We start from the raw sequence: 23580 nt of genomic DNA on the forward strand, positions 1-23580 counted from the left end.
CGCAATACCGACCAATCCTCCCTAGGAGCAACGCAAGTGAGCAGCAACAGCGGTGACGTACGGCTCTGGGGCGCCCGTTTCGCCGACGGTCCCTCCGAGGCCCTGGCGAAGCTGTCCGCCTCCGTCCACTTCGACTGGCGGCTGGCGCCCTACGACATCGCCGGTTCGCGAGCCCACGCGCGCGTGCTGCACAAGGCGGGCCTCCTCACGGACGACGAGCTGACCCGCATGATCGCCGGGCTCGACCAGCTCGAGGCGGACGTGGCCGACGGCTCCTTCGTGGGCACGATCGCCGACGAGGACTGCCACACCGCGCTGGAGCGGGGCCTCCTGGAGCGCCTCGGCCCCGACCTGGGCGGCAAGCTCCGCGCGGGCCGCTCCCGCAACGACCAGGTGACGACCCTCTTCCGGATGTACCTCAGGGACCACGCCCGGACCATCGCCGGTCTGATCGCCGACCTGCAGGACGCCCTGGTCGGCCTGGCGGAGGCGCACCCGGACGTGGCGATGCCGGGCCGCACCCACCTCCAGCACGCCCAGCCGGTCCTCTTCGCCCACCACGTCCTGGCCCACGCCCAGTCCCTGTCCCGGGATGCGGAGCGCCTGCGCCAGTGGGACGAGCGCACGGCGGTCTCGCCGTACGGCTCGGGCGCCCTCGCCGGCTCCTCCCTCGGCCTGGACCCGGAGGCGGTGGCCAAGGACCTCGGCTTCGAGAACGGCAGCGTCGGCAACTCCATCGACGGCACGGCCTCCCGCGACTACGTCGCCGAGTTCACCTTCATCGCCGCGATGATCGGCGTCAACATCTCCCGGATCGCCGAGGAGATCATCCTCTGGAACACGAAGGAGTTCTCCTTCGTGACCCTGCACGACGCCTTCTCCACCGGCTCGTCGATCATGCCGCAGAAGAAGAACCCGGACATCGCCGAACTGGCCCGCGGCAAGTCCGGCCGCCTGATCGGCAACCTGACCGGCCTCATGGCCACGCTCAAGGCCCTCCCGCTCGCGTACAACCGCGACCTGCAGGAGGACAAGGAGCCGGTCTTCGACTCCGTCGACCAGCTGGAGCTGCTGCTCCCGGCCTTCACCGGCATGATGGCGACGCTCACCGTGCACCGCGAGCGCATGGAGGAGCTGGCGCCGGCCGGCTTCTCCCTCGCCACCGACATCGCCGAGTGGCTGGTCAAGAAGGGCGTCCCGTTCCGCGTGGCGCACGAGGTCGCCGGCGAGTGCGTGAAGGCCGCCGAGGCGGAGGGCAAGGAGCTGGACGAGCTGACGGACGAGCAGTTCGCCAAGATCTCCGCCCATCTCACCCCCGAGGTGCGCACGGTCCTGAACGTGCCGGGCGCCCTGGCCTCCCGCAACGGCCGCGGCGGCACGGCGCCCAGCGCGGTCGCCGTCCAGCTCGCCGAGGTGAAGGCGGATGTGGCGGCACAGCACGCGTGGGCCACGGCCAAGCAGGCCTGACAGCCGCACCGCAGCGCACAGCAGGGCCCGGACAGCGCGTCCGGGCCCTTCGTGCTGCCCGGCCCGCTGGGGTAACGGATGAGATTCGGCCACTGGCCGAAACCTTGACGTCGCTCTACTCGGAGGTAACCATTCCGGTTACCCGGTCGACAATGCCGAACACCGGTCGATCACAGCCGAGCATGAAAGGGACGTCATGCGCGCCCGAGGTACCAGACGAACCGCCCGCCTTCTCGCCGTCACCGCCATAGCCGCCTTGTGCGCCTTCGGACTCGCCGCCCCTGCGGGCGCCGCCGACACTCCGCCGCCCGGCGCCAACGACTGGTCCTGCAAGCCGGACTCGGCCCATCCGCAGCCGGTGGTCCTGGTGAACGGCACCTTCAAGACCTCGTACGAGAACTGGCTGACCCTCTCGCCCGCGCTGGCGAACGCCGGTTACTGCGTCTTCTCCTTCGACTACGGCGGCCTGGAGACCGCCCCGATCCCGGACTCGGCGGCCGAACTGCGGGACTTCGTGAACGCCGTTCTCGGCGCGACGGGCGCCAAGAAGGTGGACATCGTCGGGCACAGTCAGGGCGGCATGATGCCCCGCTACTACGTGAAGTTCCTCGGCGGCGCGACCAAGGTCGACGACCTCGTCGGCATCGTCCCCTCCAACCACGGCACCACCAACCCCCTTGCCCTCGCGGCCGGCGCCACCGTCTGCGACTCCTGTGTCGACCAGACCGCCGGTTCGGCCTTCCTGCAGAAGCTCAACTCCGACCCGGAGACCCCGGTGGGCCCGGACTACACGGCGATCGCCACCAAGTACGACGAGGTCGTGGTGCCGTACACCAGCGCCTTCCTGAGCGGCCCGGACTCGTACGTGACCAACGTCCTCCTCCAGGACCGCTGCCCGCTCGACACTACTGAGCACGACCAGGCTCCCAAGTCGCCGCTGGTCGAGCAGTGGGTCCTCAACGCCCTGGGACGCAAGGGGCCGGCCGACCCCGCCTTCGTGCCGCGCTGCGTCTGACCAGGGCGGGCTGAACCGCACGAGGCTGGGTAGATTGGTGCGGGATCCCGCCCCTGACGCGGGATCTCCTCCACCGATCGTGCAGGGAGCCACCATGCCCTTCAGCCGCCTGGCCCACGCGACCACGCCCACCGCGCACATCGGACTGGGTCTCGCCGCCGTCGGCCGTCCGGGCTACATCAATCTCGGCCGGGAGGAGGACCTCCCGGCCGAGCGCACCGTCGACGCCCTGCGCCTGCGCACCCACGAACTCCTCGACGCCGCCTACGCCCAGGGCGTCCGCTACTTCGACGTGGCCCGCTCCTACGGCCGCTCCGAGGAGTTCCTCGCGGACTGGCTGAACGCCCGCCCTTCCTTCGGCGACATCGTCGTGGGCAGCAAATGGGGCTACACCTACACCGCCGGCTGGTCGGCGGACGCCGAGACGCACGAGGTCAAGGACCACAGCCTGCAGACCTACGAGCGCCAGCGCGCCGAGAGCGCCGAACTGCTCGGCGACCGCCTCGACCTCTACCAGATCCACTCGGTGACCCCGGACAGCCCGGCCCTCACCGACAAGGAACTCCACGCCAGGCTGGCGGAGGCGGCCGCCCAGGGCACCACCATCGGCTTCTCCACCAGCGGCCCCGCGCAGGCCGACGCCATCCGCGCCGCCCTCGCCGTGACGGTCGACGGCGAGCCCCTCTTCCGTACCGTCCAGTCGACGTACAACGTCCTGGAGACCTCGGCCGGTCCCGCCCTCGCCGAGGCGCACGACGCCGGGCTCGCCGTGATCGTCAAGGAGGGCATGGCCAACGGCCGCCTCGCGGACCCGTATGCACCGGATGTCCTGAAGGCCGTAGCCGCAGAAACGTCTCTGGGCTGCGATGCGGTGGCGCTCGCCGTGATCCTGCGTCAGCCCTGGGCCGGAGTCGTGCTCTCCGGCGCGGCGACCGCCACCCAGCTCGCCTCCAACCTGCACGCGGCGGTCGTGGACCTGGACGAGGACCAGCTGGCCCGCCTCGCCGAACTGGTGGAGAAGCCGCAGGCCTACTGGGAGCAGCGCGGACAGCTGCCCTGGCACTGAAAATGAGCAGCACCCCCACTTCCCGTGAGACGCACGCGCCCACGATGAGACATCAATGTCTCACATGCGCTATGGTCGTCTCATGGCCGTCGACCGTGACCACGTACTGCGCACCGCCGCAGCCCTGCTGACCCGCAAATCCACCGCGACCATGGACGAGGTCGCCAAGGCCGCCGGGATCAGCCGCGCCACGCTGCACCGCCACTTCGCGGGACGTGACGCACTGGTACGGGCGCTCGAAGCGCTCGGCATCGCGGAGTGCGAGGCGGCGCTGGACGCCGCCCGGCTGGACGAGGGAACCGCGAGCGAGGCCGTGCGCAGGCTGGTGAGCGAGATCCAGCCCGCCGCCGGACTGCTCGCCTTCCTGTACGGCGAGAGCCAGCTCTGGGAAGCCGGCCAGGACGCGGGCTGGCAGCGGCTCGACACCCGCATGGGCGCGCTGTTCGTCCGCGGACAGCAAGCGGGCGAGTTCCGTATCGATCTCACCCCCGTCTGGCTCACGGAGGCGCTGTACGGCCTGATCGCCTCGTGCGCCTGGGCCATGCACGACGGCCGCGTCGCCCCCAAGGACTTCACCCACATGGTCACCGAGCTGCTGCTCGGCGGCGCGCTACGGAGAGAGGAATCATGACCAGCACCCTGCAGCCGGCGACCCCGACCGAGGCGGTGAAGCGCCCGGGCCGCTGGCTCGCGCTGTCCGTCCTGGTGCTCGCCGTGCTGCTGGTGGCCGTCGACGCGACCGTCCTCGGTCTCGCGACCCCCTACATCAGCGAGGACCTCAAGCCCTCCGGCACCCAGCTCCTGTGGATCGGAGACGTCTACTCCTTCGTCATCGCGGGCCTGCTGGTGTCGATGGGCAGCCTCGGCGACCGTATCGGCCGCAAGCGGATCCTGCTCGGTGGCGCCACGGCGTTCGGCGCGATATCCGTCCTCAACGCCTACGCGACGACACCGGAGTTGATGATCCTGGCCCGCGCCCTGCTCGGCGTCGCGGGCGCCACCCTCATGCCCGCCACCCTCGCCCTGATCCGCAATCTCTTCCACGACCCGCGCGAACGCAGCCTCGCCGTGGGCATCTGGGGCGCCACGGCCTCCGCGGGCACGGCCGTCGGCCCGATCGCGGGAGGCTTCCTGCTCGAACACTTCTGGTGGGGCTCGGTCTTCCTGATCAACCTCCCCGTGATGGTGGTCCTGGTCCTCGTCGGCATCCGCACGCTGCCGGAGTCCCGCAACCCGAACCCGGGCCCGTGGGACCTGAGCAGCGTCGCCCTGTCCCTGGTCGGTGTGATCGGCGTCGTCTACGCGGTCAAGGAGGCCGCGACCCACGGCTTCGAGTGGTCCGCGCTCGCCGCGGGCGCACTGGGCGCGGCGGCGCTGTACGGATTCATCCGCCGCCAGCTCACGCTCCCCGCCCCGCTGCTGGACATGCGCCTGTTCCGCAACCGCGGCTTCAGCGCGGCGGTCCTGGCCGACCTGCTGACCATCCTCGGCCTGTCCGGCCTGGTCTTCTTCCTCTCCCAGTACCTGCAACTCGTCCAGGGCAGGCGTCCGTTCGAAGCGGGCCTGGCCGAACTGCCCGCGGCGGTGGGCGCGGTGGCAGCGGGCCTGATCGCGGGCCGCGCGGCGCGCCGCTTCTCGGTACGGGCAGTGGTCGCGGGCGGCCTGGGGGCAGTGGGCCTCGCACTCGCCGCCCTCACCACGCTGGACCGGTCGACGGGCTACCCCGTCCTGGGCGCCGCCCTGCTGGTGGTGGGCGTCGGCGCCGGCTTCTCCTTCACCGTGACAGCCGACGTCATCCTCTCCTCCGTACCGAAGGAACAAGCAGGCGCGGCGTCGGCGGTCTCGGAGACGGCGTACGAACTCGGCGCGGCCCTCGGCATCGCGATCCTGGGCTCGATCGTGACGGGCGTCTACCGGGGCTTCACAGCTCCGGTGGGCACGCCGGAAGGGGCGCACGAGTCACTGGGGGGCGCAGTGGAGGCGGCGTCCGGAATGCCGACGCATGCGGGACAGGAACTCCTGACGTCCGCCCGAGAGGCGTTCGTCGACGGCCTAGCGATAGCAGCAGGCACAGGCGCAGCCGTTCTTCTTGCGACGGCGATTGCAGCATGGTTCATGCTGCGAGGCGAGCGGCTGGACAGTTGCCCTTAAGGGGCGCGGGGAACTGCGCGAACAACCCCCACGAACCCGCACCCGAAAGACGGCCAACCGCCGGAGGCACTACGCGGCTTTGGCCTTGGTCGCATACATGTCCACGTACTCCTGCCCGGACAGGCGCATGACCTCAGCCATCACGGAGTCGGTAACCGCCCGCAGCACATACCGATCCCGGTCCATCCCGTCGTAACGGGAGAACTCCATCGCCTCACCGAACCGAACAGTGACCCGCCCGGGACGGGGCATACCCGCCCCGCCCGGCTGCAACTTGTCCGTCCCGATCATCGCGAAGGGAACCACCGGCGCCCCCGTCATCAGCGTCAGCCGCGCGATGCCGGTGCGCCCCCGGTACAGCCGCCCGTCGGGCGACCGCGTGCCCTCGGGGTAGATCCCGAAGACCTTGCCCTCCTCCAGCACGCGGCGCCCGGTCATCAGCGCGGCCACCCCGCCCCGGCCGCCGTCGCGGTCCACCGGGATCATGCCGACGCCCGTGAAGAACCAGGCCATCAGCCGGCCCTTGAGGCTCTTGCCGGTGACGTACTCGTCCTTGCCGATGAAGAACACCTGACGGTCGCAGACGAGCGGCAGGATCATCGAGTCGATGAAGGTCAGATGGTTGCCGGCCAGGATGACCGGACCGTCACCCGGGATGTGCTCCGCGCCCTCCACCCGTGGGCGGAACATCAGGCGCATGATCGGTCCGAGCACTGCCTTGATGAGCACGAAGCGGGACAACGGGCCCTCCGGTGTCAAGGGATTCGGTATGAGTCTGTGCAGGTGAGGACGATACTCGCGGTCACCGGGGTCTTGCACATCGGGTTCACCGAGGTCTTACGCAGTGTTGACGCGGGTTTACCTGCGGTGACGCCACGTTGCCTGCCGGTAACAGGCCGGAACGATGTGACGGACGACTCGCCGCCGAACGGGCGAGCCGCGCGGGCCTCTTCACCGCTCGTCGGACCTCGTTGCCCGGAGGACCCATACGACATCCCGAGTCACCCGCATGTTCCGGCCGACGCCTCTCTCGCGTCATGTCCACGCCCCTACGATCGGCGCGCCGACAGAACAGACCGAGCCGACGTCAGGGGAGGCGCTCATGGGAACGCAGGAGAACGAGCAGACAGGCGGCACCGGACGACGGGCACTCCTCGGCGCGGCGGTACTCGGCGCGGGCGGAGCCGTACTCGGACTGTCCGGCACGGCGAGAGCCGCGGGCGCCGACCACACGCACGGCGGGCTGAAGAGCCTGCCCAAGCCGACGATCATCGGCCACCGCGGAGCCAGCGGCTACCGGCCCGAGCACACCTTCGGCTCGTACAACCTGGCCCTCGACCTGGGTGCCGACATCGTCGAGGCCGGCGACCTGGTCCCCACCAAGGACGGCCATCTCGTCTGCCGCCACGAGCCGGAGATCGGCGGGACGACCGACGTCGCCGACCACCCCGAGTTCGCCGACCGCAAGACCACCAAGGTCCTCGACGGCGTCTCCACCACCGGCTGGTTCACCGAGGACTTCACCCTCGCGGAGCTGAAGACGCTGCGTGCGATCGAGCGGATTCCGGCCAACCGCCCGCACAACACCCTCTACAACGGCCGCTGGGAGATCCCCACCTTCGAAGACGTCCTGAAGTGGCAGGACGAGCAGACCCGCAAGCGCGGCAAGCAGGTGTGGATCTACCCGGAGACCAAGCACCCCACCTACTTCCGCAAGCTGGGCCTCGGCCTGGAGGAGCGGGTCGCCAAGCTGCTGCACAAGTACGGCAAGGACAGGCGGAACTCGCCCGTCATCCTGCAGTCCTTCGAGCCGAGCAGCATCCAGCGCCTGAACAAGCTGGTCGACAACCCGCTGGTGGTGCTCCTGTCCACCGCGAACAGCCGCCCCTGGGACTTCGTCGAGGCGGGCGACCCGCGCACGGTCGCCGACCTGATCACCCCGAAGGGCCTCAGGGAGATCGCCGGTTACGCGCAGGGCCTCGGCCCGACCCTCGACCTGATCATCACCAAGAAGGCGGACGGCAGCCTCGACAAGCCGACCACCCTCGTCTCCGACGCGCACAAGGTCGGCCTGATCCTGCACCCGTACACCATGCGCAACGAGAACCCGTTCCTGCCGGCGGAGTACCGCAAGGGCACGGCCGCGGACGCGTACGGCGACCCCTTCGGGGCCTTCAAGACGTACTTCGCCACCGGCATCGACGGCGTCTTCACGGACAACGCCGACACCGGCGTGCTGGCCCGCGAGGACTTCGTCAACGGCTGAGCGACCGACCCCGGTTGGGGTGAACAGTCGGCCGTCCGGGCAACTGGGCCCCGGGCGGCCGCGTCGAACCGCATATGACGCACGACCTGGTTGCCGCTCTGCGCCCGCTGCTCACCGCCGAGGCCTCGGCCGAGGCACATGCCTCCGGGGCCGAGCCGGGCGACCTGGAACAGGCGGTCTGGCTCCGCCTCCTGGAACACCTGGAGGTGGACGGCCCGCCGTCCGACCCCCAGCGCTGGCTGCGCAGCGCCGTCCGCTCGGAGGTGCGCCGCACCCGCCGTACGAGCCGACACGAACGGCCGTACGGCATCGAGCCGGCCGACGACGTCGACCGCGACCCCGAACAGCTGGCCCTCGCGGCGGCCCGCGGCCGGGCCCTGCGGGAGGCCGTCCGCCGCCTGCCCGGCCGCTGCCCCAGGCTGATGGAGGCCCTGCTGTCCCCGAAGGACCTGACATACCGGGAAATCGCGGGGGAGTTGGGTATCTCACAGGGCAGTCTCGGCCCGGAACGTTCCAGATGCCTGGGATGTCTGCGTCGTTTGCTCTCGCCGGAGGTTGCGGCCCGCGAACCGCGGGGATAGGAGTGAGGGACAACGTGGCGATCAGGTGAGCGGGAGGCGTGCGCACATGGGCATGAGCGTGACCATCTCGGTGGCGACCGAGCAGGATGCAGAGCAGATCTTCAGGCTCCAGTACCTGTGCTTCCAGAGCGAGGCGGCGCTGTACGGCAACTACCGCATCGACCCGCTCGTCCAGAGCCTGGACTCGGTCCGCCAGGAGGTGGCCGCCGACTGCGTCTATGTGGCGCGGCTCGGCGAGGAGGTCGTCGGCTCGGTCCGCGGCCGCGTCACCGAGGACGGCTCCGCCTCCATCGGCAAGCTCTGCGTCCACCCCCGGCTGCAGGGCCACGGCATCGGCGCGCGGCTGCTGCGCGCGGCCGAGTCGGCGCTGGCGGAGGAGCGCGGCGCCAAGGTGTTCCGCCTCCACACCGGCCACCGCAGCGAGGGCAACCTGCGGCTGTACCGCCGGGTGGGCTACCAGGCCGTGGGCACCTCGCAGGGCAACGACGGGGTGCCGATGATCGTGCTGGAGAAGCCGGCCGAGGCGTACGTGGCTACTGCGTGACGGCGCGGTTCCTGCGCAGCCAGTACAGCGCGGACAGCGGCAGCAGTACGGGGATGAAGACGTACCCCATGCCGTAGTCCGACCACACCGTCGCGTCCGGGAAGGCCGACTTGTCGACCAGCGTCCACGTGCCGACGATCAGCACACCCGCGAGTTCGGCGGCGCAGCAGATCTGCGCCGCCTTGCGGGCGGTCTCGCCGCCGCGGACCAGCGAGTACGTGATGAAGCCGTAGACGACACCCGCGACGGCGGACAGCGAGTAGGCGAGCGGTGCCCGGTCGAACTCGGTCGCGATCTGGTACACGGACCGCGACACGGCCCCGACGACCATCACGCCGTAGAACCAGACCAGCAGCATCCCCGGCCCGCCGATCAGCCGCGTCCTCGTGGGCTTCTCCTGCACCGAGGTCACCTCAGCCTCCCCAGATGTCGTAGAGCCGCACTTCGAGAACGGCCAGGACGATACCGCCGGCGGCCACCGTCACCGAACCCCAACGGGTGCGCTCCGCCAAGGACATGAACCCCGCCGCCGGCACACACGCGAACGCGCCCAGCAGATACGCCACGAAGATCGCCGTGCCCTGCTCCGGCTTCTCGCCCCGCGCCAGCAGCACGATCCCGATCACCAGCTGCACCAGGGCCAGCAGCGACACCACGGCCATGCCGATGAAGTGCCAGTCCTTCGTCGGCTGGTCTCGATAGGCGGCCCACCCGCACCAGGCGGCGAGCAGCAGCGCGGCAACGCCGGTCGCCAGCGTCAGGGCATCAAGCATGCAGCGACCTTATTACGGCCCAAAAGACCTGCCGCGCCCGGCCCGGGCGGCCCGTCCGCGGCCGACGCCTGTCCACGACTGTCCGCCATGTGGACAGCGGGTTCCTGGTCGCTCCGATACGTCTGCTTTACTGATCGCATGACCACGACGAGCTGCCGCACCCTTGCGACCGAGGCGACCATGACGCCCGGTGCTCGTTGTATGTGTCGAATGCGCGCCTTCTAGAGGGCCCCTGCACCACCCCTCAGCTCGCGCCCCGAAGCGAGCCGCCGTGGCATGTCCGTACGCCGTCCGCCGTATGTGACCGAGCTGCCCGCGCATGACTTTCCCTTCCGTACCAGGGCACATCCACGCCCGCGTACTCGACAGTGACGGAAACCCAGTGATCACGACTTCAGGCCTTACCAAGGTCTACCGCTCGCGCGGCCGTGAGGTCACCGCCCTGGACGGCGTGGACCTGCACGTCCGCGAAGGCGAGGTGTACGGCGTCATCGGCCAGTCCGGCGCCGGCAAGTCCTCCCTCATCCGCTGCGTCAACCTGCTGGAGCGGCCCACCGCCGGGACGGTGACCGTCGCCGGTCAGGAGCTCACCGCCCTCGCGGGGCGCGGGCCCCGGGCCGGCAAGGAGCTCCGTCGGGCGCGCAGCCGTATCGGCATGGTCTTCCAGCACTTCAACCTGCTGTCCACGCGGACGGTCCAGGACAATGTCGAGCTGCCGCTGGAGATCCTCGGCAGGTCCGGCAAGGAGCGCTCCCGCAAGGCACTCGAGCTGCTCGACCTGGTCGGCCTCGCGGACAAGGCGAAGGCCTACCCCGCCCAGCTCTCCGGCGGCCAGAAGCAGCGCGTCGGCATCGCCCGCGCCCTGGCCGGCGACCCCAAGGTGCTGCTCTCCGACGAGGCGACCAGCGCCCTCGACCCGGAGACCACCCGCTCCATCCTCCAGCTGCTGCGCGACCTGAACCGGCAGCTGGGCCTGACCGTCCTGCTCATCACCCACGAGATGGACGTCGTGAAGTCGATCTGCGACTCGGCCGCCCTGATGGACAAGGGCCGCGTCGTCGAGTCCGGGACGGTGAGCGAGCTGCTCGCGACCCCCGGCTCCGAGCTGGCCTCCGCCCTCTTCCCGGTGGACGGCGAGGCCACCGGCGACGACCGCACCGTCGTCGACGTCACCTTCCAGGGCGAGGCCGCCACCCAGCCCGTCATCTCGCAGCTCTCACGCACCTACAACATCGACATCTCGATCCTGGGCGCCGCCATCGACACCGTCGGCGGACTCCAGGTCGGCCGGATGCGCATCGAACTGCCCGGCCGCTACGAGGACAACGTCGTGCCGATCGGCTTCCTGCGCGAACAGGGCCTGCAGATCGACGTGCTGGGCCAGGAGCCCGTACTCCTCAAGGAAGGTGCCGAGCTGTGACCTGGTCGGAGATGTCGCCGCTGCTGTCCCAGGCGTGTTGGGACACCCTCTACATGGTCGGCTGGTCCACCCTGATCGCCGTCGTCGGCGGGCTCCCGCTCGGCATCCTGCTCGTCCTCACGGACCGGGGCGGACTGCTGCAGAACGTCCTCGCCAACAAGGTCATCGGGCAGATCGTGAACGTCGCCCGCTCCATGCCGTTCATCATCCTCATGGTCGCCCTGATGACCTTCACCCGCTGGATCACCGGCACGACCATCGGCCGCGAGGCCGCCATCGTGCCGCTCGCCGTCGGCGCGATCCCGTTCTTCGCACGCCTCGTCGAGACGGCTGTCCGCGAAGTGGACGGCGGGCTCGTCGAGGCCGTGCAGTCGATGGGCGGCAACACCTGGACCGTCGTCCGCAAGGTCCTCGTCCCCGAGTCGCTGCCCTCGCTGATCTCCAGCACCACCACCACGATCGTCGCCCTCATCGGCTACTCCGCGATGGCCGGCACGGTCGGCGCCGGCGGCCTCGGCGACATCGCCATCCGCTACGGCTACCAGCGCTTCGAGACCCAACTCATGTGGATCACCGTGGCGATCCTGGCCGTCGTGATCTCGGTCATCCAGTTCGCCGGCGACTACGCGGCCCGCTCACTCCACGGACGGGGCGGCCGCTCCGGCCCGGCGCCGAAGCTGCGCCTGCTGAAGGCCGAGGAGCCGCACTCGGCCGACGTCGGCCACGCCGCCTGAGCACCCCACAGACTCCCCGCACCACCAACCGCGGGGTCGCTCCACCCATAAGGAAAGGCACTTTTCGTGCGTAACACCGCAAAGCTCAGCACCGCCGTCCTCGCCGCCGGAGCCCTCACCTTCGGGCTCACCGCCTGCGGCTCGGGCACCGACTCCGCCTCGAGTTCCTCCGACTACAGCGGACCGCTGATCGTCGCCGCGAGCCCGACCCCGCACGCCGAGATCCTGGACTTCGTCAAGAAGAACCTGGCGAAGAAGGCCGGACTCGACCTGCGGGTCAAGGAGTTCCAGGACTACATCGTCCCGAACACCGCGACCGAGGACGGCTCGGTGGACGCCAACTACTTCCAGAACCAGCCGTACCTCGACGACTTCAACAAGAAGCGCGGCACCCACATCGTGCCCGTCGTCACCGTGCACCTGGAGCCGCTCGGCCTCTACTCCCACAAGGTCAAGAAGGCCGACGCGCTGAAGAGCGGCGCCACCGTCGCCGTCCCGAACGACGCCGTGAACGAGGCCCGCGCCCTCAAGCTGCTCGCCGCGAACGGCCTCATCACGCTCAAGGACGGCGTCGGCAACGAAGCGACCCCGCAGGACATCTCCAAGAACCCGAAGAACCTCAAGTTCAAGGAGGTCGAGGCGGCCCAGACCGCCCGCTCCCTGGACGACGTGGACGCCGCGGTCGTCAACGGCAACTACGCCATCTCCGCGGGCATCAAGCCCGCCAAGGAGGCCCTCGTCCTGGAGTCCGCGAAGAACAGCCCGTACGGAAACTTCCTCGCGGTGAAGAAGGGCAACGAGAAGGACCCGCGGGTGAAGAAGCTCGCCAAGCTGCTCACCTCCCCCGAGGTGAAGAAGTTCATCGAGGACAAGTACCAGGGCTCGGTCATCCCGTCCTTCTGAGCCTTCTCCTGACGGCACGTATACGGCGTATCGCCACGCACGGGGTCCACTCCCTCACCCGGAGTGGGGCCCGTGGTGCGGTTCCGTGCCGACATGCTGCATGCTGGGCAGTTCAGCAGGCCCCGAAGGTTTTCCGAAGGTTACGGAGTGGCGCATGACTAGCACCTTCCCCAACATCTCCATCAGCACGGAGCGGTTGGTGCTGCGGCCCCTCGACGAGGACGACGTGAACGGGCTTGCCGAGATGATGAACGACGAGCAGGTCGGCGCCTGGACCGACGTCCCCCAGCCCTTCACCGAGGACCAGGCTCGCCACTGGATCACCGAGTACGCGCCGACCGAGCGGGCGGCGGGCCGCGGACTCGATCTCGCCGTCACCGAGTTCCTCACCCAGCGCCTGGTCGGCATCGTCCAGCTCGCCAGGACCAACTGGCAGGTGCGGTCCACCGAACTGTCGTACATCATCGCCCCGTGGGCGCGCGGCGAGGGCTACGCCTCGGAGGCCGCGCTCGCCACCGCCCAATGGCTCTTCGGCGACCAGAAGTTGGAGCGCATCGAGCTGCGTACGGCCGCCGACAACACCGCCTCCCAGCAGGTCGCCCAGAAGATCGGCTGTATCAGCGAGGGCGTCCTGCGCAACGCCTGCATAGCCCACGTCCGCGCCGAGGACGGCACCTGGAGCGACGTACGCACCGACTTCATCGTGTGGAGCCTGCTGCCGGAGGACCTCGACGGCGCGGGCGAGGAACTGGCCGACAGCGGCGGTTTCACGACCTTCACCGACTGGAACTGAACCTTGGGGGCTCGAGGGCCCACACCTGACACCAGGTACCCTCACAGCCCGACCTGCGCAAAACCCCTGGAGACCGACGACGATGGCCGACCGTGTCACGGTGATCGGCTGGGACGGCTCGCCCCTGACCGCCGCGGCCCGCTCCGCCCTGGGCGCCGCCACTCTGGTGGCCGGTGCCGCACACCATCTGGCGCTGCCCGAAGTGCCGCCCCGCGCCGAGCGCATCCGCCTCGGCAGCGTCGCACTCGCCGCCCGCCGCATCGCCGGCCACCGCGGCACCGCGGTCGTACTGGCCGACGGCGACCCCGGGTTCTTCGGGGTCGTACGAACCCTGCGCGCACCCGAGTTCGGCCTCGAGGTCGAGGTCGTCCCCGCCGTCTCCTCGGTGGCCGCGGCCTTCGCCCGCGCCGGTATGCCCTGGGACGACGCCCAAGTGGTCGTCGCACACCGCCGCACCCTGCGACGCGCAGTGAATGTGTGCCGCGCCCACACCAAAGTCGCCGTCCTCACCTCACCCGGTGCGGGCCCCGCCGAACTCGGCCTCCTTCTCGAAGGCGTCCACCGCACCTTCGTCATCTGCGAGGAGCTCGGCACCGAACGCGAACAGGTCACCGTCGTCACCTCCGACAAGGCCCCCGACCACACCTGGCGCGACCCGAACGTCGTCATCGTCATCGGCGGACCCGCCGGACCCGGCGTCCCCGGCGAGGGCGGCGGCTGGCTCGCCGGACGCGACCCGGGAGCCGGGCCGCGCGGCTGGACCCAGCCCGCCGAGGCCTACGAAGGCCCGCTCGGTGAGGGCGAGACGGATCTGCTGCGCGCCGCCCAACTCGCCCGGCTCGGCCCGCGCGTGGGGGACCTCGTCTGGGACATCGGCTGCGGCAGCGGCGCCTTCGCCACCGAGGCCGCTCGCGCCGGAGCCGCCGTCATCGCCGTCGACCGTGCGCTGGAGGCCTGTGCCCGCACGGACGCCGCCGCCCGGCACTTCGGCGTCCAGCTGCAGATCGTCCAGGGCACGGCCCCGCATGTCCTGGAGAACCTCCCCGAGCCGGACGTCGTCCGGGTCGGCGGCGGGGGAGCGGCCGTGGTCTCCGCGGTCGCCGACCGCCGCCCGCAGCGCATCGTCACCCATGCGGCCACGCGCGACGCGGCCGAACTGATCGGCCGGGACCTCACCGAGCACGGCTACCAGGTCGAGTGCGCCCTGATCCAGTCCGTCGAACTCGACACCAGGGCCTGGACGGAGACGGAGCGGAGCGTTGCGTTCCTGCTCAGCGGAGTGCTCCCGGGGCGCACGTCGTGACCCTGGCGCCGTCCCAGTGATCCTGGTTTCTGCCGTCCCGGTGATCCGGTAGTCGTACCGCTCGCGGTAGGCTGGCCGACCGTTGTACCGCACCAGGTGGCCCGGCACTTCGTTCGTCAATGTCCGGAAAACGCACCCCTTTTGGGGTGGGTGCGGTACGGCAGAACCGGAGGACGCGCAACGTGGCGCAGTCCACAGCGGGTCGTCACGGATCAACCTGTCGTGACGGCGGAACGGCCGGGACAATGCCACTGAATGGCTTTGTCGCCTTTTGCGGGCGGGTCGTTCGTGCCGCTGGGCAGGCACGCTCGTTCTTCACTGCGGGGGCGGTCGGTGCGCCGCTCCCGGTGGGCTGGACGTGGAAGCACTAACCGATGGGCGAGGGGTACGCATGACCGACACCGGCCAGGTCCCGGGCGAGGGGCTGCCGGAGAGCGCAGGCATGGTGGAACAGCCGGGCGTCCACGCGCACGGTGCGTACACCTACCTCTCCGAGACCACCGCCGAGGACGAAGACCTGTTGCTGCTGCCGGGGGCCCAGAGCCCGTGGGGCAACGAGGTCGCCCCGCCCGCGCCCGAGCCGGTCGTCGAGGCCGTCCACGAGCCGGGCCCGCACGAGACGGCGGGCCGTGACAGCGGCTCGGTCGACCTCGGCGGGGTCCGCCTCCCCAACCCGACGCCCGCCCCCGCGCCGGTGACGCCGCGTCGCCCGCTGCACCTCGGCCCGCCGATCCCCGACACGTCGGCAAGCCCGGTCCGCTCGCTCGCCGACCGCGGCCCCGCGGGCGCACCGGTACGCCAGCCCGCCACGCCGGCCACCGGCCTCGAGTACTTCGAGGCCCCCCAGCTGCACGAGATGTCCCCGCAGGGCGCGGCGCCATGGGGCGCCCAGGCGCAGGCCGCGGTGCAGACAGGGGCACCGGTGAACGCCCAGGCACCGGCTGCGGAAACGGTTGTTCCGGCGGCCGAACCGAGCGCGGAGCCGGTGGCCGCCGCGCAGCCCGTCATGGCCCACATCGCCACGGAGACCGCTCCGGCGGCGCACAGCGGTGACGCCGGCGTGGCCCACGGCCCGGAGGGCGGGCAGGCTGCCGGGAGCGCGGCGGGTGGGCCGGTTGCTGCCGGTGGGCCGGTTGCCGGGGACGGGCATGCCGTTCCCGGCGGGTTCCCCGTCCCGGAGAGCGGGCACGGGGTTCCGGGCGAGTTCGCCCCGGACGGCGTGCAGGCGGCTTCGCACACCGGGCAGGCGGAACTGGCCGGTCCTTCGCCTGAGGCCACGCAGACGCCCGTAGCCGCGGTCGCCCCCGAAGGCGGGCAGCCCGATGCAGCTGTGCCCGGTGCGGAGGCCGTACCCGGTGCTGAACCTGCGCACGAGGCCGTGCCGGTTCCCGGGGTGGCACCTGCCCCTCAGGCCGGCCAGGTCGCGGACGCGACCCACGCCCCGGAAGGAGCGCCGACGGTTGAGGGCGCACCCGAGGGCCTTACCCCTGCGGCTGCCCCGGCTGCTGAGGGGCTTGCGCCAGAGGCCGCGCCGATCACCGAGCCCGTTGCGCCGGAGGGCGCACCGCTCACCCAGGCCGCTGCGCCCGGCAGCGAGCAGCCCGCCGCCGTGGCGCCCGAAGCGCCGCAGGTCGCCGAGGCCGTGGCGCCCGTGAGCGAGCAGTCGCCGGAGGCCGCCCCGGCAGGAGCCGAGCAGCTCCCCGAGGCGGTCGCCCCCGAGGCCGCGCCGTTCCCCGAGGCAGTGGCCGCCGAGGCCGGTGAGCTTCCCGAGGTCGTCGTCCCGGAAGCTGCACAGCTCCCCGAGACGGCCGTACTGCACACCGAACAGGCGCCTGAGGCGATCGCCCCCGAGGCCGCACAGGCACCCGAGACCGTGGCGCCGGACGCCGGCCAAGCTGCCCACGCCGCCGACTTGCCGGCGGCCCAGCCCATCGTTCCGGAACCCGCCCCGGCTGTCAGCGCCGAACCCGCCCAGCCGGTCGCCGTAGAGCCCGCCCAAACCGCCGAGGTGCCCGCGCACATGTCCGGGACCGCGGAGGCCGCCGGAGCCACCCCCTTCCCGGAAGCGGCGCAACCGCAGCAGCCCGTGGCGCCGGCGGGAGAGGCAAGCACCGCCCCCGAGCCCTCACCCCACCTCGTGGCAGCAGAGCACCAGAGCAGTCCGGTCCGAACCGCCCCGCCCGCGCCGGACGCCGAAGCGCAGCCCGAGGCCGCTGCCATCGCCGAACCGGCCCCCGCCGCCGCGTCTCCGGCGCCCTCCGTCCCGGCCGCCGAAGAGGCCGACGCGGTTTCTCCGACGGACCAGGCGCACCCGGCAGAGCCCCCGGCACCCGAGCCGGCCGTAGTCTCCGCCGAGGCCGACGAGGCTGCAGATCCGGCCCGTCCCGTCGCCGGCACGGACACCCCCCAGCCGCCCGCCGCCGAGTCCGCGGACCCGCAACCGGACGCGTCCCTCGGCCAGTTCGTCCTCGTGGACGGCTCCGTGCCGACCACCCCGCACCTCGCCCCGACCCCGCCGCACGCACTCACCCTCCCGCCGGAGGAAGCGCAGGCGCCGGAGCCGATCGTCAAGGTCCCCGCTCCGCGGGAGGCCGACCCCGACCTCGTACAACACGCGGAGGACCTGGACACCAGGGCCGCCGACCAGGAAGAAGAGAGCACGGCCGCAGTGGAAGAAGTACGACAGTCCACCGGCCCGGCCGCGCCCGCCTACGACGACGCGGAGCGCGAGGCCGTCATGAAGGTCATGCGCGAGCGCCGTGACATCCGCAACGGCTTCCGCAGCGACCCCATCCCGCACGAGGTGCTGCTCCGCGTCCTGGAGGCCGCGCACACGGCCCCGTCCGTCGGCCACTCCCAGCCGTGGGACTTCGTCGTCATCCGCTCCGCCGACACCCGCCGCACCATGCACGAACTGGCGATGCGCCAGCGCGACGCGTACGCGAAGTCGCTGCCCAAGGGCCGGGCGAAGCAGTTCAAGGAACTGAAGATCGAGGCCATCCTCGACACCCCGGTGAACATCGTCGTCACCGCCGACCCGACCCGCGGCGGCCGCCACACCCTGGGCCGCCACACCCAGCCGCAGATGGCGCCGTACTCCGCCGCGCTCGCCGTGGAGAACCTCTGGCTCGCCGCCCGCGCCGAAGGCCTGGGGGTCGGCTGGGTCAGCTTCTTCGACGAGCGCGAGATGGTCCGTGCGCTCGGCCTGCCCGAGCATCTGGAGGTCATCGCCTACCTGTGCGTCGGGTACGTCGACGAGTTCCCGGACGAGCCCGAGCTGATGCAGGCCGGCTGGTCCAAGCGCCGCCCGCTGTCCTGGGTCGTGCACGAGGAGACGTACGGCCGTCGCGCGCTGCCCGGCGAGGAGCCGCACGACCTGCTCGCCGAGACCGTCGCCCAGATCCGCCCGCTGGACGCCAAGGCGCTCGGCGAGGCCTGGGAGCGGCAGAAGCGCATGACCAAGCCGGCCGGCGCGCTCGGCATGCTGGAGATCATCTCCGCGCAGCTGTCCGGGCTCTCGCGCCAGTGCCCGCCACCGATCCCGGAGCCCGCGGCCGTCGCGATCTTCGCGGGCGACCACGGCGTGCACGCCCAGGGAGTCACCCCCTGGCCTCAGGAGGTCACCGCCCAGATGGTGGCCAACTTCCTCGGCGGGGGAGCGGTCTGCAACGCCTTCGCCGGTCAGGTCGGCGCCGAGGTGTGCGTGGTGGACGTCGGCGTCGCGGCCGACCTGCCCGCCACTCCCGGCCTGCTGCCCCGCAAGGTCCGCGCGGGCACCTCCGACATGACGACCGGCCCCGCGATGACCCGCGAGGAGGCCAAGCAGGCCATCGAGGTCGGCATCGAGACGGCCCGCGACCTGGTGGCGGCCGGCAACAAGGCGCTGCTGACGGGCGAGATGGGCATCGCCAACACGACGGCGTCCGCCGCCCTGATCTCGGTCTTCACCGACACCGACCCGGCCGAGGTGACCGGTCGTGGCACCGGCATCAACGACGAGACCCTGGCCCGCAAGACCGAGGTCGTCCGCCGTGCCATCGAGGTCCACCAGCCGGACCCGGCCGACCCCATCGGCGTCCTGGCCGCGATCGGCGGCTTCGAGCACGCGGCGATGGTGGGCCTCCTGCTGGGCGGCGCATCCCTGCGCACCCCGGTGATCCTGGACGGCGTCAGCGCCGGCGCCGCGGCCCTGGTCGCACGCGCCATCGCCCCCGAGGTCCTCGCGGCCTGCATCGCGGGCCACCGCAGCGCCGAGCCCGGCCACGTGGCCGCCCTGAACAAGCTCGGCCTGCGCCCCCTCGTCGACCTCGACCTCCGCCTCGGCGAAGGCACCGGCGCCCTCCTGGCCCTCCCGCTGGTCCAGAGCACGGCACGGGCGATGCACGAAGTGGCGACGTTCGACTCGGCGGGGGTAACCGAGAAGTAGGACGGGATCGAGAGGCTCGGGGGCCCCCCGAGCCTTCTCCCCGTGGGTCCGTGGGCAGTCGTTCCGCAGGGCGGAACGGGTGGGCACGTACCCACGCACCCGCATCCGGCAACGACGCCCAGCCACCGGACACCTCAGCCGCCCTACCCGCCCGCGCCGTAAAATCCGCACGTCAGGGCCACCGCACCGCCGTAAAGAGGAGCCGCACCCTCATGGCCGAAAACCCCGCCTACCCCGTAGGCCTCCGCCTCACCGGCCGCAAAGTGGTCGTCCTCGGCGGCGGCCAGGTCGCCCAGCGCCGGCTCCCGGCCCTGATCGCAGCAGGCGCGGACATCCTCCTCGTGTCCCCCGAGGCGACCCCCTCCGTCGAGGCCATGGCCGACGCGGGCGAGATCACCTGGCACAGGCGCCCGTACGCCGAAGGCGACCTCGCGGACGCCTGGTACGCCCTGATCGCCACCGGCGACACGGAGGCGAACACCCGGGCCTCCGCCGAGGCGGAACGCCACCGCGTCTGGTGCGTCCGCTCCGACGACGCAGACGCCGCCACGGCCTGGACCCCGGCGACCGGCCACAGCGAGGGCGTCACGGTCGCCGTCCTCACCACCGAGGCCCGCGGCCGCGACCCCCGCCACACCGCTGCCATCCGAGACGCGGTCGTCGAAGGCCTGCGCGACGGCACCCTCGTCGCCCCCCACCACCGCACCCGCACCCCCGGTGTCGCCCTCGTCGGCGGCGGCCCCGGCGACCCGGACCTCATCACGGTCCGCGGCCGCCGCCTGCTCGCCGAGGCCGACGTCGTCATCGCCGACCGCCTCGGCCCCCGCGACCTCCTCGCCGAACTCCCGCCGCACGTCGAGGTGATCGACGCGGCGAAGATCCCGTACGGCCGCTTCATGGCCCAGGAGGCCATCAACAACGCCCTGATCGAGCACGCCAAGCAGGGCAAGTCGGTCGTACGGCTGAAGGGCGGCGACCCCTACGTCTTCGGCCGGGGCATGGAGGAGCTGAACGCCCTCGCCGAGGCCGGCATCCCCTGCACCGTCGTGCCCGGCATCTCCAGCTCGATCTCGGTCCCGGGCGCGGCCGGCATCCCGGTCACCCATCGGGGCGTCGCGCACGAGTTCACGGTGGTCAGCGGCCACGTCGCCCCCGACGACGAGCGCTCCCTGGTCGACTGGGCGTCCCTGGCGAAGCTCACCGGCACGCTCGTGATCCTCATGGGCGTCGACAAGATCGGGAAGATCGCCGAGACGCTCGTCGCGCACGGCAAGCCGGCCGACACCCCCGTCGCCCTGGTCCAGGAGGGCACCACGGCCGCCCAGCGCCGCGTCGACGCGACCCTGGCGACAGTCGGCGAGACGGTGCGTACGCAGGAGGTCAAGCCGCCGGCCGTCATCGTCATCGGCGAGGTCGTCGGCGTAGGCCCGCGGACATCCGCGTAACCGCGGGTAACCCAACTCGTACCCAGCCGTTGGCACCACACCCAGGACAAGGCAGTATCACCCTGTGGCCGATCTCATCACTGTTGAGGATCCCGACGACCCGCGCCTGCGCGACTACACAGGCCTGACCGACGTGGAGCTGCGCCGCAAGCGTGAACCGGCCGAGGGCCTGTTCATCGCCGAGGGCGAGAAGGTCATCCGCCGGGCGAAGGACGCCGGGTACGAGATGCGCTCGATGCTGCTGTCCGCGAAGTGGGTCGACGTCATGCGCGACGTCATCGACGAGCTCCCGGCCCCGGTGTACGCGGTCAGCCCGGACCTGGCCGAACAGGTCACCGGCTACCACGTGCACCGCGGCGCGCTCGCCTCCATGCAGCGCAAACCGCTGCCGACCGCCGCCGACCTGCTCCAGACCACCCGCCGGGTCGTCGTCATGGAGTCGGTCAACGACCACACCAACATCGGCGCGATCTTCCGCTCGGCGGCCGCCCTCGGCATGGACGCCGTCCTGCTCTCCCCGGACTGCGCGGACCCGCTGTACCGCCGCAGCGTCAAGGTCTCGATGGGCGCGGTCTTCTCCGTCCCCTACGCCCGCCTCGACACCTGGCCCAAGGGCCTGGAGTCGGTCCGCGAGGCGGGCTTCACGCTCCTCGCGCTCACCCCCGACGAGAAGGCCAGGTCCCTCGACGAGGCCGCCCCGCACAAGATGGACCGCGTGGCCCTGATGCTCGGCGCCGAGGGTGACGGCCTGTCCACCCAGGCCCTGGTCGCCGCCGACGAATGGGTCCGCATCCCCATGGCCCACGGCGTCGACTCCCTCAACGTGGGCGCGGCGGCCGCGGTCGCCTTCTACGCGGTGGCCACGGGCCGCCCGACGGGGTAGTCCGGTGCCGAAGCGGGAGGCGATCGTCGCGGTTCTGCGCCGGGGCGGCCGAGTACTGGCGATCCGCCGCGGCCCCGGCGTCCACCGCCCCGGCTACTGGCAGCCCCTCAGCGGCAAGGTCGAACCGGGGGAGACCCAGGAGCAGGCCGTGGTCCGCGAGGTCCGGGAGGAGGTCGGCCTCACCGTCTCGCCCCTCGCCAAGGTCTGGGAGTCGGAGACCGACGACGGTCTCTTCCGCCTCCACTGGTGGACGGCGGACGCGACCACCGGCGAGATCGTCCCCGACCCCGTCGAGGTCGCCGAGACCCGCTGGGTCACCCCCGAGGAGTTCCTGACGCTGACCCCCGTCTTCGAGGGCGACCGCGAGTTCTTCGAACGGATCCTGCCGGGGCTGTGACCCCTCAGTCCACGTGGGCGCGCCCCGGCTCCACATGCTGTTGCTGCTGCGGTACGACGCCGTCGCCACCGCCCAGTCCACGTGGCGGCCCCTGGCACCCCTGTGCCGCGGCGATGCCGAGCGCCACCAGCAGCGTCACGACGACGAACACGAACAGCCGCTGCCGCAGCAACCGCGGATTGGCCGGCCGCCGTCCCGTCCCCGTGGGCCTGGGCGCCGCACGACCGGTACCGCTGCGCGGTGCGGGCCGGGCCCCCGTGCCCTGCCGGGTGGTGTTCCGCGCCCCCGGGGCGGGCCGGGACCCGGAACGCTGGGGCGGCGGGGGGCCGCCGCGGGAGACGTTGCCGCCCCGCGCAGGAGCGGCCCCGCCCCGCACCGGAGGGACCCCACGCGACCCGGCGGAAGCGCCCCGCGACGGGGGACCCCCCTGGGGGCCCGGGGGCCGACGGTGCTCGCGCTGCTGCTCCGGATAGGTCTCCACGAGCCGCCCGGTGGGCCGGTCCGCCTCTCCGGAACGCGGGGCGGGCGGGCGCGGGTCGGCAAGCCCCTGCGCCTCACGAGCGGCGATCTCCTTGAGCCGCAGCGACAGCTGAAGCGTGCTGGGCCGCTCCTCGGGATCCTTCGCCAGACAGGCCCGTACGAGCGGAGCCAGCGCGTCCGGAACGCCGTGCAGCTGCGCCTCTTCGTGGACGACCCGGTACAGCATGACCTCGGAACTGCCGTGCCCGAACGGCGAGTCACCCATTGACGCATACGCCAGGGTCGCCCCCAGCGAGAACACGTCCGTGGCCGGGGTGACGGCGGCACCGCGCACCTGCTCCGGCGCGAGGAAACCGGGGGAGCCGACGGCCGTACCGACATGCGTCAGCGTGGATGCCCCGGTCGCCCAGGCGATACCGAAGTCGATGATCCGCGGGCCCTTCGGGGACAGCAGGATGTTCGACGGCTTGAGATCCCGGTGCACGACGCCGGCCTCGTGCACCGCGACGAGCCCCTCGGACAGGGCGGCTCCCACCGCCGCGACGTCGGCGGCACCCAGCGGCCCCCCGTCGGCGACCTTGTCGTGCAGCGAGGGGCCGGGCACGTACTGAGTGGCGAACCAGGGCCGTTCGGCGTCGAGGTCGGCGGCGACGAGCCGAGCCGTGCATCCGCCCCGGATCCGCCGCGCGGCGGAGACCTCCCGCGCGAACCGGGACCGGAACTCCTGGTCCTCCGCCAGATCCGGCCGGATGACCTTCAGTGCGACCCGCTGCCCCTTCTTGTCGGAGCCCAGGTACACGACGCCCATCCCACCTGCACCGAGCCGTCTGTGAAGCCTGAACGAGCCGACGACGCGCGGGTCCTCGCGCCTCAGGCGCATCATCGCCATGTTCATCCCCGCTGCCCGGTCCGTGTGACGTGGCACAGCTTACG

At 71.6% G+C, this 23580-nt stretch carries 21 protein-coding genes; 17 read left to right on the top strand and 4 right to left on the bottom strand.

Features of this window, described 5'->3' with window-relative positions:
* The first annotated feature begins 36 nt into the window (after positions 1-36).
* From argH to ABD355_RS38230, 5 genes are all read left to right on the top strand, one after another.
* Positions 37-1467 carry an argininosuccinate lyase gene (argH, locus tag ABD355_RS38210; protein WP_344405683.1) on the top strand — a complete coding sequence of 477 codons (1431 nt, stop codon included), beginning with the start codon at positions 37-39 and terminating at the stop codon, positions 1465-1467.
* 196 nt (positions 1468-1663) lie between these two features.
* On the top strand, positions 1664-2482 hold the full coding sequence (locus ABD355_RS38215; RefSeq protein WP_344405684.1) for an alpha/beta fold hydrolase: 819 nt from the start codon (positions 1664-1666) through the stop codon (positions 2480-2482).
* Between the two features lie 94 nt (positions 2483-2576).
* Positions 2577-3548, top strand: coding sequence for an aldo/keto reductase (locus tag ABD355_RS38220; RefSeq protein ID WP_344405685.1), 972 nt, complete (start codon positions 2577-2579; stop codon positions 3546-3548).
* 82 nt (positions 3549-3630) lie between these two features.
* Positions 3631-4179, top strand: coding sequence for a TetR/AcrR family transcriptional regulator (locus ABD355_RS38225; protein ID WP_344405686.1), 549 nt, complete (start codon positions 3631-3633; stop codon positions 4177-4179).
* Positions 4176-5699 carry an MFS transporter gene (locus tag ABD355_RS38230; protein ID WP_344405687.1) on the top strand — a complete coding sequence of 508 codons (1524 nt, stop codon included), beginning with the start codon at positions 4176-4178 and terminating at the stop codon, positions 5697-5699. Before ABD355_RS38225 ends, ABD355_RS38230 begins: the two co-directional genes overlap by 4 nt.
* A gap of 69 nt (positions 5700-5768) precedes the next feature.
* On the opposite strand, the gene ABD355_RS38235 is transcribed toward ABD355_RS38230, so the two are convergent.
* The gene (locus ABD355_RS38235) at positions 5769-6440 is read right to left on the bottom strand and encodes a 1-acyl-sn-glycerol-3-phosphate acyltransferase (RefSeq protein WP_115909279.1); all 672 of its coding nucleotides are present in this window, start codon (positions 6438-6440) and stop codon (positions 5769-5771) included.
* Between the two features lie 361 nt (positions 6441-6801).
* Here ABD355_RS38235 and ABD355_RS38240 point away from each other — a divergent pair, with 361 nt between their 5' ends.
* The 3 genes from ABD355_RS38240 (at position 6802) to ABD355_RS38250 (ending at position 9090) form a co-directional block, all read left to right on the top strand.
* Positions 6802-7965 (top strand): glycerophosphodiester phosphodiesterase, encoded by a 1164-nt coding sequence (locus ABD355_RS38240; protein ID WP_344405688.1) that lies wholly within the window; start codon positions 6802-6804, stop codon positions 7963-7965.
* Between the two features lie 74 nt (positions 7966-8039).
* Positions 8040-8546, top strand: a complete 507-nt coding sequence (locus tag ABD355_RS38245) for a sigma-70 family RNA polymerase sigma factor (protein ID WP_344405689.1) — start codon at positions 8040-8042, stop codon at positions 8544-8546.
* A gap of 46 nt (positions 8547-8592) precedes the next feature.
* Complete coding sequence (locus ABD355_RS38250; RefSeq protein ID WP_344405690.1) at positions 8593-9090, top strand: GNAT family N-acetyltransferase; 498 nt, start codon at positions 8593-8595, stop codon at positions 9088-9090.
* Here the strand turns inward: ABD355_RS38250 and ABD355_RS38255 are convergent.
* Positions 9080-9502 (bottom strand): hypothetical protein, encoded by a 423-nt coding sequence (locus ABD355_RS38255; RefSeq protein ID WP_344405692.1) that lies wholly within the window; start codon positions 9500-9502, stop codon positions 9080-9082. The genes ABD355_RS38250 and ABD355_RS38255 overlap by 11 nt on opposite strands.
* Before the next feature lies 1 nt (position 9503).
* Positions 9504-9863 (bottom strand): hypothetical protein, encoded by a 360-nt coding sequence (locus tag ABD355_RS38260; protein WP_344405693.1) that lies wholly within the window; start codon positions 9861-9863, stop codon positions 9504-9506.
* Between the two features lie 382 nt (positions 9864-10245).
* On the opposite strand from ABD355_RS38260, the gene ABD355_RS38265 reads away from it, so the two are divergent.
* The 9 genes from ABD355_RS38265 (at position 10246) to ABD355_RS38305 (ending at position 22167) form a co-directional block, all read left to right on the top strand.
* On the top strand, positions 10246-11283 hold the full coding sequence (locus ABD355_RS38265) for a methionine ABC transporter ATP-binding protein (RefSeq protein ID WP_344405694.1): 1038 nt from the start codon (positions 10246-10248) through the stop codon (positions 11281-11283).
* On the top strand, positions 11280-12017 hold the full coding sequence (locus ABD355_RS38270; RefSeq protein WP_344405696.1) for a methionine ABC transporter permease: 738 nt from the start codon (positions 11280-11282) through the stop codon (positions 12015-12017). The genes ABD355_RS38265 and ABD355_RS38270 overlap by 4 nt, the downstream gene beginning before the upstream one ends.
* A gap of 66 nt (positions 12018-12083) precedes the next feature.
* Positions 12084-12920, top strand: coding sequence for a MetQ/NlpA family ABC transporter substrate-binding protein (locus ABD355_RS38275; protein ID WP_344405698.1), 837 nt, complete (start codon positions 12084-12086; stop codon positions 12918-12920).
* A gap of 154 nt (positions 12921-13074) precedes the next feature.
* Positions 13075-13713, top strand: a complete 639-nt coding sequence (locus ABD355_RS38280) for a GNAT family N-acetyltransferase (RefSeq protein WP_344405700.1) — start codon at positions 13075-13077, stop codon at positions 13711-13713.
* Between the two features lie 82 nt (positions 13714-13795).
* Positions 13796-15016, top strand: coding sequence for a precorrin-6y C5,15-methyltransferase (decarboxylating) subunit CbiE (gene cbiE / locus ABD355_RS38285; protein WP_344405702.1), 1221 nt, complete (start codon positions 13796-13798; stop codon positions 15014-15016).
* A gap of 391 nt (positions 15017-15407) precedes the next feature.
* Complete coding sequence (gene cobT / locus ABD355_RS38290) at positions 15408-19442, top strand: nicotinate-nucleotide--dimethylbenzimidazole phosphoribosyltransferase (RefSeq protein WP_344405703.1); 4035 nt, start codon at positions 15408-15410, stop codon at positions 19440-19442.
* Positions 19443-19654: 212 nt separating this feature from the next.
* A complete protein-coding gene (cobA, locus tag ABD355_RS38295; RefSeq protein WP_344405704.1) occupies positions 19655-20887 on the top strand; it encodes a uroporphyrinogen-III C-methyltransferase in 1233 nt (410 codons plus the stop codon).
* Between the two features lie 64 nt (positions 20888-20951).
* Positions 20952-21770: a TrmH family RNA methyltransferase gene (locus ABD355_RS38300; protein ID WP_344405706.1), complete on the top strand. Its 819-nt coding sequence runs from the start codon at positions 20952-20954 to the stop codon at positions 21768-21770.
* Between the two features lie 4 nt (positions 21771-21774).
* Positions 21775-22167: an NUDIX domain-containing protein gene (locus ABD355_RS38305; protein ID WP_344405708.1), complete on the top strand. Its 393-nt coding sequence runs from the start codon at positions 21775-21777 to the stop codon at positions 22165-22167.
* Positions 22168-22171: 4 nt separating this feature from the next.
* Here ABD355_RS38305 and ABD355_RS38310 read toward each other — a convergent pair whose 3' ends face one another.
* Positions 22172-23542 (bottom strand): serine/threonine-protein kinase, encoded by a 1371-nt coding sequence (locus ABD355_RS38310; RefSeq protein ID WP_344405901.1) that lies wholly within the window; start codon positions 23540-23542, stop codon positions 22172-22174.
* Positions 23543-23580 lie beyond the last annotated feature (38 nt).

This window comes from Streptomyces longisporus (genome assembly GCF_039532765.1).
In the GTDB taxonomy this organism is placed as follows: Bacteria; Actinomycetota; Actinomycetes; order Streptomycetales; family Streptomycetaceae; genus Streptomyces; species Streptomyces longisporus.

Excerpts from the sequence above, each read along its gene's own strand:
- ABD355_RS38215 (WP_344405684.1), top strand. The coding sequence starts at position 1,664 with ATGCGCGCCCGAGGTACCAGACGAACCGCCCGCCTTCTCGCCGTCACC.
- ABD355_RS38220 (WP_344405685.1), top strand. The coding sequence starts at position 2,577 with ATGCCCTTCAGCCGCCTGGCCCACGCGACCACGCCCACCGCGCACATC.
- ABD355_RS38225 (WP_344405686.1), top strand. The coding sequence starts at position 3,631 with ATGGCCGTCGACCGTGACCACGTACTGCGCACCGCCGCAGCCCTGCTG.
- ABD355_RS38230 (WP_344405687.1), top strand. The coding sequence starts at position 4,176 with ATGACCAGCACCCTGCAGCCGGCGACCCCGACCGAGGCGGTGAAGCGC.
- ABD355_RS38240 (WP_344405688.1), top strand. The coding sequence starts at position 6,802 with ATGGGAACGCAGGAGAACGAGCAGACAGGCGGCACCGGACGACGGGCA.
- ABD355_RS38245 (WP_344405689.1), top strand. The coding sequence starts at position 8,040 with ATGACGCACGACCTGGTTGCCGCTCTGCGCCCGCTGCTCACCGCCGAG.
- ABD355_RS38250 (WP_344405690.1), top strand. The coding sequence starts at position 8,593 with ATGGGCATGAGCGTGACCATCTCGGTGGCGACCGAGCAGGATGCAGAG.
- ABD355_RS38260 (WP_344405693.1), bottom strand. The coding sequence starts at position 9,863 with ATGCTTGATGCCCTGACGCTGGCGACCGGCGTTGCCGCGCTGCTGCTC.
- ABD355_RS38280 (WP_344405700.1), top strand. The coding sequence starts at position 13,075 with ATGACTAGCACCTTCCCCAACATCTCCATCAGCACGGAGCGGTTGGTG.
- cbiE (WP_344405702.1), top strand. The coding sequence starts at position 13,796 with ATGGCCGACCGTGTCACGGTGATCGGCTGGGACGGCTCGCCCCTGACC.
- cobT (WP_344405703.1), top strand. The coding sequence starts at position 15,408 with ATGACCGACACCGGCCAGGTCCCGGGCGAGGGGCTGCCGGAGAGCGCA.
- cobA (WP_344405704.1), top strand. The coding sequence starts at position 19,655 with ATGGCCGAAAACCCCGCCTACCCCGTAGGCCTCCGCCTCACCGGCCGC.
- ABD355_RS38310 (WP_344405901.1), bottom strand. The coding sequence starts at position 23,542 with ATGAACATGGCGATGATGCGCCTGAGGCGCGAGGACCCGCGCGTCGTC.